Source organism: Streptomyces sp. NPDC059852, assembly GCF_042731455.1.
Classification (GTDB): domain Bacteria; phylum Actinomycetota; class Actinomycetes; order Streptomycetales; family Streptomycetaceae; genus Streptomyces.
Genome location: NZ_JBHWJK010000002.1, coordinates 356,152 through 368,749 on the forward strand (window position 1 = coordinate 356,152; position 12,598 = coordinate 368,749).

General features: G+C 71.0%; 15 protein-coding genes. 3 read left to right on the plus strand and 12 right to left on the minus strand.

From position 1 onward, the window contains the following. Positions 1-237: 237 nt before the first annotated feature. The 3 genes from mqnE to ACFV46_RS04055 form a co-directional block, all read right to left on the minus strand. Positions 238-1,401 carry an aminofutalosine synthase MqnE gene (gene mqnE / locus ACFV46_RS04045; RefSeq protein ID WP_361925480.1) on the minus strand — a complete coding sequence of 388 codons (1,164 nt, stop codon included), beginning with the start codon at positions 1,399-1,401 and terminating at the stop codon, positions 238-240. 46 nt (positions 1,402-1,447) lie between these two features. Beyond that, positions 1,448-1,903: an Lrp/AsnC family transcriptional regulator gene (locus tag ACFV46_RS04050; RefSeq protein ID WP_062664259.1), complete on the minus strand. Its 456-nt coding sequence runs from the start codon at positions 1,901-1,903 to the stop codon at positions 1,448-1,450. A 73-nt stretch (positions 1,904-1,976) separates the two neighbouring features. Next, positions 1,977-2,660 (minus strand): UbiX family flavin prenyltransferase, encoded by a 684-nt coding sequence (locus ACFV46_RS04055; protein ID WP_376728919.1) that lies wholly within the window; start codon positions 2,658-2,660, stop codon positions 1,977-1,979. 91 nt (positions 2,661-2,751) lie between these two features. Here ACFV46_RS04055 and ACFV46_RS04060 point away from each other — a divergent pair, with 91 nt between their 5' ends. Continuing rightward, positions 2,752-3,369, plus strand: a complete 618-nt coding sequence (locus tag ACFV46_RS04060) for a rhomboid family intramembrane serine protease (RefSeq protein ID WP_385496937.1) — start codon at positions 2,752-2,754, stop codon at positions 3,367-3,369. 9 nt (positions 3,370-3,378) lie between these two features. Here ACFV46_RS04060 and mqnP read toward each other — a convergent pair whose 3' ends face one another. Together mqnP and ACFV46_RS04070 are read right to left on the minus strand one after the other, a co-directional pair. After that, the gene (gene mqnP, locus ACFV46_RS04065) at positions 3,379-4,281 is read right to left on the minus strand and encodes a menaquinone biosynthesis prenyltransferase MqnP (RefSeq protein WP_376728917.1); all 903 of its coding nucleotides are present in this window, start codon (positions 4,279-4,281) and stop codon (positions 3,379-3,381) included. Next, positions 4,278-5,729 carry a menaquinone biosynthesis decarboxylase gene (locus ACFV46_RS04070; RefSeq protein WP_361925473.1) on the minus strand — a complete coding sequence of 484 codons (1,452 nt, stop codon included), beginning with the start codon at positions 5,727-5,729 and terminating at the stop codon, positions 4,278-4,280. The genes mqnP and ACFV46_RS04070 overlap by 4 nt, the downstream gene beginning before the upstream one ends. Before the next feature lie 87 nt (positions 5,730-5,816). Between ACFV46_RS04070 and ACFV46_RS04075 the strand changes: the two genes are divergently transcribed. Next, the gene (locus tag ACFV46_RS04075) at positions 5,817-6,146 is read left to right on the plus strand and encodes a PLD nuclease N-terminal domain-containing protein (RefSeq protein ID WP_361925471.1); all 330 of its coding nucleotides are present in this window, start codon (positions 5,817-5,819) and stop codon (positions 6,144-6,146) included. Between the two features lie 29 nt (positions 6,147-6,175). On the opposite strand, the gene ACFV46_RS04080 is transcribed toward ACFV46_RS04075, so the two are convergent. Further along, the gene (locus ACFV46_RS04080) at positions 6,176-6,691 is read right to left on the minus strand and encodes a hypothetical protein (protein ID WP_385496938.1); all 516 of its coding nucleotides are present in this window, start codon (positions 6,689-6,691) and stop codon (positions 6,176-6,178) included. A gap of 79 nt (positions 6,692-6,770) precedes the next feature. After that, positions 6,771-7,316 carry a hypothetical protein gene (locus ACFV46_RS04085; RefSeq protein WP_385496939.1) on the minus strand — a complete coding sequence of 182 codons (546 nt, stop codon included), beginning with the start codon at positions 7,314-7,316 and terminating at the stop codon, positions 6,771-6,773. Positions 7,317-7,431: 115 nt separating this feature from the next. Between ACFV46_RS04085 and ACFV46_RS04090 the strand changes: the two genes are divergently transcribed. After that, positions 7,432-7,881 carry a nucleoside deaminase gene (locus ACFV46_RS04090; protein ID WP_361925465.1) on the plus strand — a complete coding sequence of 150 codons (450 nt, stop codon included), beginning with the start codon at positions 7,432-7,434 and terminating at the stop codon, positions 7,879-7,881. A 27-nt stretch (positions 7,882-7,908) separates the two neighbouring features. Here the strand turns inward: ACFV46_RS04090 and ACFV46_RS04095 are convergent, their stop codons facing one another. The 5 genes from ACFV46_RS04095 to ACFV46_RS04115 form a co-directional block, all read right to left on the minus strand. Next, a complete protein-coding gene (locus tag ACFV46_RS04095; RefSeq protein WP_361925463.1) occupies positions 7,909-8,307 on the minus strand; it encodes a hypothetical protein in 399 nt (132 codons plus the stop codon). Between the two features lie 64 nt (positions 8,308-8,371). Continuing rightward, a complete protein-coding gene (ccsB, locus tag ACFV46_RS04100) occupies positions 8,372-9,472 on the minus strand; it encodes a c-type cytochrome biogenesis protein CcsB (RefSeq protein WP_385496940.1) in 1,101 nt (366 codons plus the stop codon). Continuing rightward, positions 9,469-11,199 carry a cytochrome c biogenesis protein ResB gene (locus tag ACFV46_RS04105; RefSeq protein ID WP_385496941.1) on the minus strand — a complete coding sequence of 577 codons (1,731 nt, stop codon included), beginning with the start codon at positions 11,197-11,199 and terminating at the stop codon, positions 9,469-9,471. The genes ccsB and ACFV46_RS04105 overlap by 4 nt, the downstream gene beginning before the upstream one ends. Positions 11,200-11,202: 3 nt before the next feature. Next, positions 11,203-11,970 (minus strand): cytochrome c biogenesis CcdA family protein, encoded by a 768-nt coding sequence (locus ACFV46_RS04110; RefSeq protein ID WP_385496942.1) that lies wholly within the window; start codon positions 11,968-11,970, stop codon positions 11,203-11,205. 1 nt (position 11,971) lies between these two features. Further along, the gene (locus ACFV46_RS04115; RefSeq protein WP_361925455.1) at positions 11,972-12,577 is read right to left on the minus strand and encodes a TlpA disulfide reductase family protein; all 606 of its coding nucleotides are present in this window, start codon (positions 12,575-12,577) and stop codon (positions 11,972-11,974) included. Between the last annotated feature and the right edge of the window lie 21 nt (positions 12,578-12,598).

Below are 12,598 nucleotides of genomic sequence, written 5' to 3' on the forward strand. Positions count from 1 at the left end.
CCTGCCTCGCGGTGTCCGGCACGCACGCTCGCCGCGCTGCCGAAACGCCCACGTGGACTCCGCCACGCGGGCGCTCCGGCGCCTTGCGATCGCACGCACCGGACGCCGCGAGGCCCGCCCTTCCGGGCGGACGACGGGAATTGTCAGACACCCCCTGGGGGCCCGGGACTGCATCGATGTGCGGATCCGCCGCCGGGCGCGACAGGCCCCGCTCACCCGCGCCCGCCACGCGACCGGTCAGACCCTCATCGGCTGCGGAGCCTCACGCCGCGCCGGGTCCGGGCCGTCGTACTCCCGGATGATCTCGTAGCGCGTGTTGCGCTCCACCGGGCGGAAGCCGGCGTCCCGGATCAGGTCCAGCAGATCGTCACGGGTCAGCTTGTTCGGCGTGCCGAAGTTGTCCGCGTCGTGCGTGATCTTGTACTCGACGACCGAGCCGTCCATGTCGTCGGCTCCGTGCTGGAGGGCCAGCTGGGCGGTCTGCACGCCGTGCATCACCCAGAACACCTTCACGTGCGGCACGTTGTCGAACAGCAGCCGGGAGACCGCGAAGGTCTTCAGCGCCTCGGCGCCGGTCGCCATCTGCGTGCGGGCCTGGAGGCGGTTGCGGACCTTGCCGTCCTTCACGTCCACGAAGTCGTGCTGGTAGCGCAGCGGGATGAAGACCTGGAACCCGCCGGTCTCGTCCTGCAGTTCACGGAGCCTGAGGACGTGGTCGACTCGGTGGCGGGGCTCCTCGATGTGCCCGTACAGCATGGTGCACGGGGTCTTCAGACCCTTCTCGTGCGCCAGGCGGTGGATACGGGACCAGTCCTCCCAGTGGGTGCGGTGGTCCACGATGTGCCGGCGGACCTCCCAGTCGAAGATCTCCGCGCCGCCGCCGGTCAGGGACTCCAGACCGGCGTCGATCAGCTCGTCGAGGATCTCGGAGGCGGACAGCCCGGAGATCGTCTCGAAGTGGTGGATCTCCGTCGCCGTGAACGCCTTCAGCGACACGTCCGGCAGCGCGGCCTTCAACTCCCGCAGCGAGCGCGGGTAGTAGCGCCACGGCAGGTTCGGGTGCAGCCCGTTGACGATGTGCAGCTCGGTGAGGTTCTCGCCCTCCATCGCCTTGGCGAGCTTGACCGCCTCCTCGATGCGCATCGTGTACGCGTCCTTCTCCCCCGGCTTGCGCTGGAAGGAGCAGTACGCGCAGGAGGCCGTGCACACGTTCGTCATGTTGAGGTGACGGTTGACGTTGAAGTGCACGACGTCGCCGTTCTTGCGGGTGCGCACCTCGTGGGCGAGGCCGCCGAGCCACGCCAGGTCGTCCGACTCGTACAGCGCGATGCCGTCCTCGCGGGACAGCCGCTCACCGGAGCGGACCTTCTCCTCCAGCTCGCGCTTGAGCCCGACGTCCATGCCAACACCTTTCCACGAAGCTCGCCCCCACGTTACGCCTGCGCCCTCAGACCTCTTCGGGCAGCTCTCCGACCCGGTTCTCCCACTTGGTGGAGAGCACGATGGTGGTACGGGTCCGGGAGACGCCCTCGGTCGCGCTGAGCCGCCGGATGATCTTCTCCAGGCCGTCCACGTCGGTCGCCCGCACCTTGAGCATGTACGAGTCGTCACCGGCGATGAACCAGCAGTCCTCGACCTCGGAGAGGTCCTTGAGCCGGGTCGCCACGTCCTCGTGGTCGGTGGCGTCCGTCAGCGAGATGCCGATGAGGGCGGTGACGCCGAGGCCGAGCGAGGAGGCGTCGACGGTGGCCCGGTAACCGGTGATGACACCGGCCGCCTCCAGCCGGTTGATGCGGTCGGTGACGCTGGGCCCCGACAGTCCGACGAGGCGCCCCAGCTCCGCGTAGGAGGCCCGCCCGTTCTCCCTCAGGGCCTGGATGAGCTGCCTGTCCACCGCGTCCATGCGATTCGAAGCCTTCCGCTGAAGAGGTCTGACGTGATTGCTGCCGTGCTGCTGCCTGAGGTGCTGAGCCCGCTCAGGCGGGGCGGGCGCCACCGCCGAGTTCGCCCTTCCAGCGGCGGTAGAGCCGGTGCTCCACCCCCGCCGCGTCGAGGACGCGTCCGGCCACGAAGTCCACCAGGTCCTGGATGTGCGTGGCCCCGGCGTAGAAGGCGGGCGAGGCGGGCACGACGACGGCGCCCGCGTCGTCGAGGGTGACGAGATGCCGCAGCGTCTGCCCGTTCAAAGGGGTCTCCCGAACGGCGACGACGAGCCGGCGGCTCTCCTTCAGGGTGACGCTCGCCGCCCGCTGGAGGAGGTCCTTGGAGAGCCCGAGCGCGACACCGGCCACACAGGCCGTCGAGGCGGGCACGACGAGCATGCCCTTCGTGGCGTACGACCCGGAGGACGGGCCCGCGGCCAGGTCCCCCGCCGGCCAGTACCGCACGTCGGTGAGGTCCGTCTCGAAGGTGCCGGGCTTGCCGTCGGCGCCACGGGCGAGCCATTCGCGCAGGTCGTCGCGCCAGTGGGCGTCCCGGAAGGAGATCCCGGTCTCGTCGAGCAGGGTGAGCCGCGAGGCCCGGCTGACCACCAGGTCGACGCTCTCCCCCGCGTCGAGGAGCGCACGCAGCACCGCGGCGGCGTATGGGGTGCCGGAAGCGCCGGACACCCCTACGATCCAAGGCGTTCGGGCCGTCTCTCCTGGCTTGGCTGGGTTCACGACACCGAGCCTATCCGGCGGCACGGGGTGGGAACCGACCAAGGGGGCCCAGGCGTTCCCGTTCGGGGACGAGTCGGACGGTGGGGTTGCCATGACAGGTGTGCGGGACGCGGTGCGCGCGGGGTCGCGCGGGGAGCGCGCGCTGACGGCGGCCAAGCTGATGCTGGGCTGGGTGGCGCTGCTGTGGCTGCTGGAGCTCGTCGACGTGCTGGGCGGACACGCGCTGGACGGCTTCGGGATCGTCCCGCGGACCCCGTCCGAGCTGGTGGACGTGGTCCCGGCGGCGTTCGTCCACTTCGGCTTCGCCCATGTCGCGGCGAACACCGTGCCGCTGCTGGTCCTCGGCTTCCTCGCCGCGCTCGGCGGCATCCGCCGGTTCGCCGCGGTGTGCGCGCTGGTCGTGGTCGCCGACGGGCTGGGCGTATGGCTGATATCGCCGTCCGGCACCAATACGGCGGGCGCCTCCGGCCTGATCTTCGGCCTCTTCGGCTTCCTGCTGGTCACGGGCTTCGTGGAGCGCCGCCCGCTCGGCGTGCTCGTCGGCGTCCTGGTGGCCGCCGTGTGGGGCGGCTCCATGCTGGCGGGCCTCGCCCCGACCCAGTCCGGCGTCAGCTGGCAGGGGCATCTGGTGGGGCTGGTGGCCGGTGTGGCGGCGGCGTTCGTGCTGCGCCGCCGGGACACCGGCCCCCGCGCGGAACCGCCGGTCTGACGGGCCGGGTCAGACGGTCAGTCCGCGCACCAGCAGGTCCAGCAGCGCGCACACGAACAGGGCGATCCCGATGAACCCGTTGACGCTGAAGAACGCCCGGTTCAGCCGGGACAGATCGTGCGGGCGCACGATCGAGTGCTCGTAGAGGAAGGCACCGGCCACGATCAGCGCGCCCAGCCAGAAGAAGGCGCCGGCGCCGGTCGCGACGCCGTACCAGACGAACAGGGCGGTGGTGACGGTGTGGCAGACACGGGCGCCCCAGATCGCCGCCGGGATGCCGAAGCGGGCCGGCACCGACCGGACGCCGATCTCGCGGTCCGTCTCCACGTCCTGGCAGGCGTAGATGAGGTCGAAGCCGCCGATCCAGACGCCGACGGCGAGACCCAGGATCACCGCGTCCCACGACCAGGAGCCGGTGATGGCCAGCCAGCCGCCGACCGGGCCCATCGCCTGGGCGAGACCGAGGATGGCCTGCGGGAAGTTCGTGAACCGCTTGCCGTAGGGGTAGACCACCATCGGCACGACCGCGATCGGGGCGAGCGCCAGGCACAGCGGGTTCAGCAGTGCCGCCGAGCCCAGGAACACGACCAGGGCGATCAGGGCGCCGGTCCAGGCGTGCCGCACCGACATCGCGCCGGTGACCAGTTCGCGGTGGGCGGTGCGCGGATTGCGGGCGTCGATCTCGCGGTCGATGATCCGGTTCACGGCCATCGCGAAGGTGCGCAGCCCGACCATGCAGATCGTCACCAGGAGCAGCCGGCCCCAGTGGATGTTCCGGTCCCACTCGAACATCGCGGTCAGCGCGGCGATGTAGGCGAAGGGCAGCGCGAACACCGAGTGCTCGATCATGACCAGGCGCAGGAACGCCTTGGTGCGTCCGGGCTGCGGGATCGCGGCGGAGGCGCTGCTCACAGGCCGTACTCCTTCCAGCGGCGGTCGACCTTCGCCGCCGTCTCCGGGTCGGACTCGACCATGTCCGGCCAGCCGCCGTCGCGGGTGTAGCCCTCCTCGGGCCACTTCCGCGTGGCGTCGATGCCGGCCTTGCCGCCCCAGAACTGCTGGTAGGAGGCGTGGTCGAGATGGTCGACGGGGCCCTCGACGACGGTGAGGTCCCGGGCGTAGTCGGTGTTGCCCAGGGCCCGCCAGGCGACCTCGTGCAGATCGTGGACGTCGCAGTCGGAGTCGACGACGACGATCAGCTTGGTCAGGGACATCATGTGGGCGCCCCAGACGGCGTGCATGACCTTCTGGGCGTGCTTGGGGTACTTCTTGTCGATCGAGACGATCGCGCAGTTGTGGAAGCCGCCGGCCTCGGGCAGGTGGTAGTCCACGATGTCCGGCACGATGATCTTCAGCAGGGGCAGGAAGAAGCGTTCCGTCGCGCGGCCGAGGGGCCCGTCCTCGGTGGGCGGCCGGCCCACGACGATGGACTGGAGCAGCGGCCGCTTGCGCATCGTCACACAGTCGATGGTGAGCGCCGGGAACGGCTCCTGCGGGGTGTAGAAGCCGGTGTGGTCGCCGAACGGCCCCTCGGGCAGCATCTCGCCGGGCTCCAGCCAGCCCTCCAGGACGACCTCGGCCTGCGCGGGCACCTGCAGCGGCACCGTCTTGCAGTCGACCATCTCGATCCGCTTGCCCGCGACGAAGCCGGCGAACAGGTACTCGTCGATGTCGCCGGGCAGCGGGGCGGTGGAGGCGTAGGTCACGGCGGGCGGGCAGCCGAAGGCGATCGCGACGGGCAGGCGCTCGCCCCTGCGGGCCGCCACCTGGTAGTGGTTGCGGCTGTCCTTGTGGATCTGCCAGTGCATGCCGATGGTGCGCTTGTCGTGGCGCTGGAGCCGGTAGAGCCCGAGGTTGCGGATGCCGCTCTCCGGGTCCTTGGTGTGCGTCAGCCCCAGATTGAAGAAGGAGCCGCCGTCCTTGGGCCAGGTGAACAGGGCGGGCAGCCGGTCCAGGTCGACGTCGTCGCCGGTGAGCACGACCTCCTGGACGGGGGCGTCCTTGACCTTCTTCGGCGGGACGTGCGCCATCGCGCCGAGCTTGCCGAACGCTTCGCGCACCCCGACGAACCCGTGCGGCAGTTCGGGCTTGAGCAGCCCGCCGATCTTGTCGGAGATGTCCGCGTACGACTTCAGGCCCAGGGCCTTCAGCAGCCGGCGGTCCGTGCCGAAGACGTTCATCGCGAGGGGCATCGAGGAGCCCTTCACGTTCTCGAAGAGGAGCGCGGGGCCGCCGGACTTCTGCACCCGGTCGACGATCTCCCCGACCTCCAGGTACGGATCGACCTCCGCCTTCACGCGCTTGAGGTCGCCTTCCCGCTCCAGGGCCCTGAGCAGGGATCGAAGATCGTCGTAAGCCATGGGGTCAAGTATCCCCGAGCGGCTACCCTGGCCTGGAACCCGGGGGCCGTGCCCCCGGCCCGACGACCGTTCCACTGGAGAGGGCCCATGCTCCGGGTGCTGATGTTCCTCGTGCCACTGGCGCTGAGCGTGTACGCGTTCATCGACTGCATCAGCACGGAGGAGAAGGACATCCGCCACATGCCGAAGCCGCTGTGGGCGATCCTCGTGCTCGTCTTCCCGCTGGTCGGCTCCATCTCGTGGCTGATCGCGGGCAAGAAGCGCAGCCCGGCCGCCGACGGCTGGTCGGGCGTACGGGACCGCCGGCGGCAGCAGTGGGTGGCGCCCGACGACAACCCGGACTTCCTGAAGTCCCTGGGCGAGGACGGGAAGACGCGCGACGAGGACGAGGACGGCACCAAGCGCGACGAGCCCTGACGCCGTCGTCCCGATCCCGCGGCACCGGGCTACCGGCCGTGGGCGTCCCGCAGTTCCCTCAGGCGGGCCGTCTCACGTGCGGCGGTCGCGCGGTCGCCCAGATCGAGGGCCATCGTGCCGCGGCCGTAGAGGTAGTACGCGTCCTCCCGGACGCACGGGTCGAGGCCGCGCACCCGGCGCAGCTGGTCGAGGTAGACGTCGAGGGAGAGCCGCGTCCCCGATCTCCAGTCACGGGCCGCCGTCGTGAGGCGGTCGCGCTGGACGTCCTTGACGTGGTCGCGGGTCTGCCGGTCGGTCTCGTCGGGACGCGGGACGCCCGGGTGGTACGGGTGCTCCTCGATGTCGCCGGCCCACCGCTCCAGCGTCGCCACGGCCTTCTCGGCCTCCCACCGGTCGGGGGGCCCGTAGCCGGCCAGGCGCGCCCCCAGGTCCCGCGCCGCACGCGCCCGCTTCTCGTCCTCGCAGCACGCGGCCACGAAGGCCGCCAGCACCCCGCCCCGCTGCCGCAGTTCGGCCACCCGCCAGGCCCGCCCCAAACGTCCCACCAGCACTCCTCACCCCGGCGTCCGTGCGACCGTCCGGGACCCGCAACCCAACACCGCCGGCCGCGCCCCCGCCAGCGAATTACCGCCGCACGCTCCCGGCGAAGGCGTCCAACGCCACGAAGTCCGCCTCCCGCAGCCCGAGCCGGGCGTCGACGCGGTGCAGCAGCGCGGGGGCGTCGTGCCGCGCGGCGACGAAGTCCCGATCGGCGGGACCGAGTTCGTCGTCGACCCACGCGAAGGGCCGCCCCCGCGCGTGCGCGACCAGCGGCCCGGTCTTCCAGAACGTGCCGTCCGGCCGCCCGCCGTCGCCGTCCGTGCCGGGCCACTCCACGACGGGCAGCTCGGGCAGCCCGAGGACGGGCCCGATGAAGGTGTTCGCCTCCGTGCCCCAGGTGGTCGCCCACACCAGCTCGTACCGCTCGGCCAGCTCGCGCAGCCGGCTCCCGTGGCCGGGGTGCAGCCACACCCGCAGGGGCTTCACCCGGTGTGCGGGGGTGTCGCCGTGCCGGGACAGCCAGCCCTCGGGCTTCATCCGGTGGGTCGTGTAGCCGTCCGGCCGGCGCTGGGCCTTGGCGGCGTACGGGTTCAGCGGGCCGTCGACGTCGAGGTAGAGCAGGGGACGCACGGGCCGCTCCTCTCGCCGGGCACGGGCGTGCGGGCGAGCGTAGCGGCGGACCGGGCGCGGGGCCCGGGAATTTCGCGCCGTTGCCCTGAGCCCCGGCGCGCAGGACAGTGGGGCCATGGATCCGGCACAGGCGCGGCGGTGGCTCGGGACCGCGCTCGCGGAGGCGCGGGCGGGGCTCGGCGAGGGCGGTATCCCGATCGGCGCCGCGCTGTACGCGGCCGACGGGACGCTGCTCGGACGGGGCAACAACCGGCGTGTGCAGGACGGCGACCCCTCCCTGCACGCGGAGACGGCCGCGTTCCGGGCGGCGGGCCGGCAGCGGTCGTACCGGGGCACGACCATGGTGACGACGCTGTCGCCGTGCTGGTACTGCTCGGGTCTCGTCCGGCAGTTCGGCATCCCACGGGTCGTGATCGGCGAGGCGGTCACGTTCCGGGGCGGGCACGACTGGCTGGCGGAGCACGGCGTGGAGATCGTGCTCCTCGACGATCCGGAGTGCGTCGCGCTGATGCGGGACTTCGTCGCCCGCCGTCCCGATGTGTGGAACGAGGACATCGGGGAGTGAGACCCCGTTTCGCGCGCCCGGCCGCGCTCAGCCGCGCTCCACGCGCTCGATCAGCCGCTCGAAGCGGGACCGCCAGCGCTGCTCGGTCTCGGCCTCGCCCTGGAACTCGTGGGTGAAGCGCAGCGCGGCCCCGTCCTCGCCGTCCCGTTCCAGGTGGAACCGGATGCGGCCCCGGTCCCCCGTGTACTCGGCGACCCGGTCCACGTCCCAGGCGGTGATGCGCCCGCCGCCCAGCTCTCCCAGGTCGACCGTGCCGCCGAGCCGGGGTTCGAGCGTGTCGACCGGGGTGCACCAGGACGCGAGGCCGTCCTCGGTGGCCAGGTAGGGCCAGACGGCGGCCATCGGACGGGGCAGCCGCACCAGGAAGTGCAGGATGTGCGTGTTCCCGTGGGTCTGGCTGGTGCCCTGTTCTATGGAACCGGTCATGACACCAGCCTGACCCCGCGGGACCCGGCGCGCACCCGTGGGCGGCGCCGGCCCCCGCCGCGGCTCAGACGCCGGCGTAGGAGTGCTTGCCGGAGACGAAGATGTTGACGCCGTAGTAGTTGAACAGCCAGCAACCGAAGGCGATCAGCGCCAGGTAGGCGGCCTTGCGGCCCTTCCAGCCGGCCGTGGCCCGGGCGTGCAGGTAGCCGGCGTAGGCGACCCAGGTGATGAAGGACCAGGTCTCCTTGGGGTCCCAGCCCCAGTAGCGGCCCCACGCGTCGCCCGCCCAGATGGCGCCCGCGATGATCGTGAACGTCCACAGCGGGAACACGGCGGCGTTGACGCGGTAGGAGAACTTGTCCAGGGACGCCGAGGACGGCAGCCGGTCCAGGACGGAGTTCGCGAAGCGGCCGGGCGTGCCGCCGTTCGCGAGCTTGGTCTCGTAGGTGTCCTTGAACAGGTACAGCAGCGTGGAGACCGCGCCGACGTAGAACACCGCGCCGCAGAAGATCGCCGTGGAGACGTGGATGTACAGCCAGTACGAGTGAAGGGCGGGAACCAACTGGTCACTGGCGGTGTACAAGACGGTGACGGCGAGACCGAGGTCGAGGAGGACCGTGGTGATCAGGAACAGCCCGAGCCAGCGCACGTTCTTCTTCAGCGCGAGCAGCCCCAGGTACACGCCGACGGCGACCGTGGAGAAGGTGATGTTGAACTCGTACATGTTGCCCCACGGCGCCCGCTGCACCGAGAGGGCCCGCGTGAGCACCCCGCCGAACTCGACGAGGAAGGCGAGCACGGTGAGGGAGATGGCGATACGCCCGTAGAGGTCGCCCTGCTCGTCACCACCGTGCGCGCCGGGCCCGTCCGGCACGTCCCGCTGTCCGGCGGCGGCCCGCACGACGACCTTCGGCCGCTCCATTACGGCCGTGGAGCCGCCCTTGGTCACGGTCACGGCGGGCGCGGCCGCCTTGGCGGACTTGGCCGGGGTGAGCGCGGCGGCGGTGCGGCCGACCTTGCTGCGGCTGCCGAGGAGCCACTCGGCGATGTACGCGAAGAAGGCCAGGGTGTAGACGGCCATCGACGAGTAGATCAGCGTGTTGCTGATACTGGCCAGGTTCTCGTTGGTGGCGGCGGCCAGATCGGTTGCGGCGGCGAGAGTCACTTCTCAGCCCCTTCGGCAGGTACGGCTTGGGGGTCGGGGGTATCGGAGGGGTCGTCGTCGGTGTCCTCGGGGGCGGCTGCCCCGGGGGCCCGGTCGTAGAGGATCCCGGCGAGGTCGCCCAGTTCCTCGGGCACCTTCGCGGACTCGCTGCGGCCGAGGCCGGCCATCTCGACGACGGTGAGGCCGTCGTCACCGGTGGTGGCCCGCACCCAGACCCGGCGGCGCTGGATGAACAGGGAGCCGGCCAGACCGAAGATCGCCGCGAGGGCGCCGGCGAGCGCCCAGCCGCTGCCCGGCTGGCGGGCGACCTGGAAGCCCGCCCACTCCTTGATCTCCTTCTCGAAGGTGATCGAGCCGGCGCCGCCCGGGAGGGTCAGGGTGTCGCCGGGCCGCAGGTTCTTCCTGAGCTGCGCGCCCTTGTCGTCCTTGAAGCCCGTCAGGTTCTTCTTGTTCAGCTGGTACACGCTCTGCGGGAGGCCCGAATTGACACCGAGATCACCGTGGTAGGCCTCGACGTTCATGATCGGGCTGAGCAGCGCGGGGAACTGCGACGCGAGCTCGTTGCCCGGGACATAGGTCGGCAGGAGGAATGCCTGGAAACCGAGCTGGTCCCACCTGCCCTTGGCGTCGCGGTAGCCGTCCATCACCTTGATCGCGCCCGTGGAGGTGACGTTGCCGTCGAGCGGAAGAAGGGGCACGGCGTCGTGGAAGACCTCGTTGCCCTTGCCGTCGCGGACGGTGATGACGGGGGCATAGCCGTGGCTGACGAGGTAGACCTTGGAGCCGCCGATCTCCAGCGGCTCGTTGACCTTGACGGTGGTCTTCTTCTCCTTGCCGCCGGCGCCCTCGCTGTAGACGAGGTCGGCCTCGTAGGTGCGCGGGGTGCCGCGGTTGGGGCCGGTCGCCTCGTAGGTGCCCTTGAACTCCTTCAGGGTGAAGCTGAACGGGTCCAGGTCGTCCTGGCCGAAGAGGCTGCCGGACTTGAAGTCGTCGTACTGGGTGAGCGTGTTGGAGAAGCCGTCGCCCTCGACGATCAGCTTGTTGCCCTCGGACTTGAACAGCTGGCCCCAGGCGAACGCGACCAGCATCACGATGAGCGCGATGTGGAAGGCGAGGTTGCCGACCTCGCGCAGATAGCCCTTCTCGGCGGCGACGGCGTCACCGGCGAGGTGCGCGCGGAAGCGGCGCTTCTTCAGCAGGGCGAGCGCGGCCTCGCGGACCTGCTCGGGCTCGGCCTCGGTGCGCCAGGTGGTGTAGGCGGGCAGCCGGGTGAGCCGCCTGGGCGCGCCCGGCGGCCGGCCGCGCAGCTGCCCGACGAACTGCCAGGTGCGCGGCACGATGCAGCCGATGAGGGAGACGAACAGCAGGATGTAGATCGCCGAGAACCACACCGAGCTGTAGACGTGGAAGAGGCCGAGCTTGTCGTAGACGGGCGCGAGCGTCCTGTGCGCCTGCCGGAAGGCGGCGACCTTCGTCTCGTCGATGCCGGTCTGGGGGATGAGCGAGCCGGGGATCGCGCCGAGCGACAGCAGCAGGAGCAGCAGCAGCGCCACCCGCATCGAGGTGAGCTGCCGCCAGAACCAGCGGGCCCAGCCGACGACGCCGAGCGAGGGCAGGTTGGGGGCGTCCTCGGCGGGTGCGGTGGAGAGCTGGGAGCCGGCGGCGCCCAGATCCTGGTCCTGGCCCTCGGGGGCGGCCGGGGCGGCCTTGTCGGTCGTGTCGCTCATCGATCAGATCCCCACAGTGAAGCCGTTGGACCAGACCTGCATCTCCTGCACGATGCGGTCCCAGGCGCCGGTCAGCAGCAGCACACCGGTCACGATCATCATCGTGCCGCCGATCCGCATGACCCAGACGTAGTGCTGCTTCACCCAGGCGAAGGCACCGAGCGCCTTGCGGAAGGCTACGGCAGCGAGGACGAAGGGGGCGCCGAGGCCGAGGCAGTAGGCGACGGTGAGCAGGGCGCCGCGGCCCGCGCTCGCCTCGTTGTACGACAGCGCGATCACGGACGTGAGGGTGGGGCCGATGCAGGGCGTCCAGCCGATGCCGAACAGCGCGCCGAGGAAGGGCGCGCCGATCAGCCCGGTCACGGGCCGCCGGTGGAAGCGGAACTCACGCTGGGTCATCCAGGGCATGAGGCCCATGAAGAAGACACCCATGGCGATCATGAGGATGCCGAGCACCTTCGACAGGACGTCCTTGTGCGCCTGGAGGTTGTCGCCGAAGTACCCGAACAGCGCCCCGCTGGAGACGAACACGGCGGTGAAGCCGAGCACGAACAGGGAGGCACCGGCGACCATCCGGCCGCGCCGGGCCTCGGCGAGGTCGGTGCCGGTGACGCCGGTGACGTAGGAGAGATAGCCGGGGACCAGCGGCAGGACGCAGGGCGAGAAGAAGGAGACGAGGCCGCCGAGCAGGGCGACGGGCAGCGCGATCAGCAGGGCGCCGCTCATCACCGTCTGGTTCGGGTCGGCGGCGAGTGGGGTGAGTGCGCTCACGTCACTTCTCCGCGAGGACGGGCTTGATCATGTCCCGCAGGGTGTCCTCACCGAGGGGCATCAGCGCGCGGGCGGCGATCTTCCCGTCCCGGTCGATGACGAGGGTGGAGGGGATCGCCTGCGGGTTGAGCGTGCCCTTCCCGAAGCGGAGCATCTGCTTTCCGGTGGGGTCGTACAGGCTCGGGTACGTGACCCCGAACTCCTTCTCGAAGGCCTTCGCCGGGGTGGTGCTGGTGTCCCGGGTGTTGATGCCGACGAACTGGACGCCCCGGTCCTTGAGGTCGGAGTAGACGGTCTGGAAGTTCTTCGCCTCGGCCCGGCAGGGCGGGCACCAGGACCCCCAGACGTTGACCACGAGGACCTTGCCCTTGTAGTCGGCGGTGGTGAGCTGCTTGCCGTCGATGGTGGCGCCGGACAGCTCCGGGGCGGCGGCGCGCTCGCCCCGCTTCACGGTGTCGACGCCGTTGCCGCCGGCGACGAAGTTGGTGTCCCCGCCACCGCCCGAGGTGCCGCCCGAGCTGCACGCGGACAGGGCCAGCGCGGCAGCGGCGGCGCTGGTGACGGCGAGCGAAGCGGTACGGCTACGGGAGCGGCGGACGGCACTCATGTGAAAAGTTTCGCATGCCCG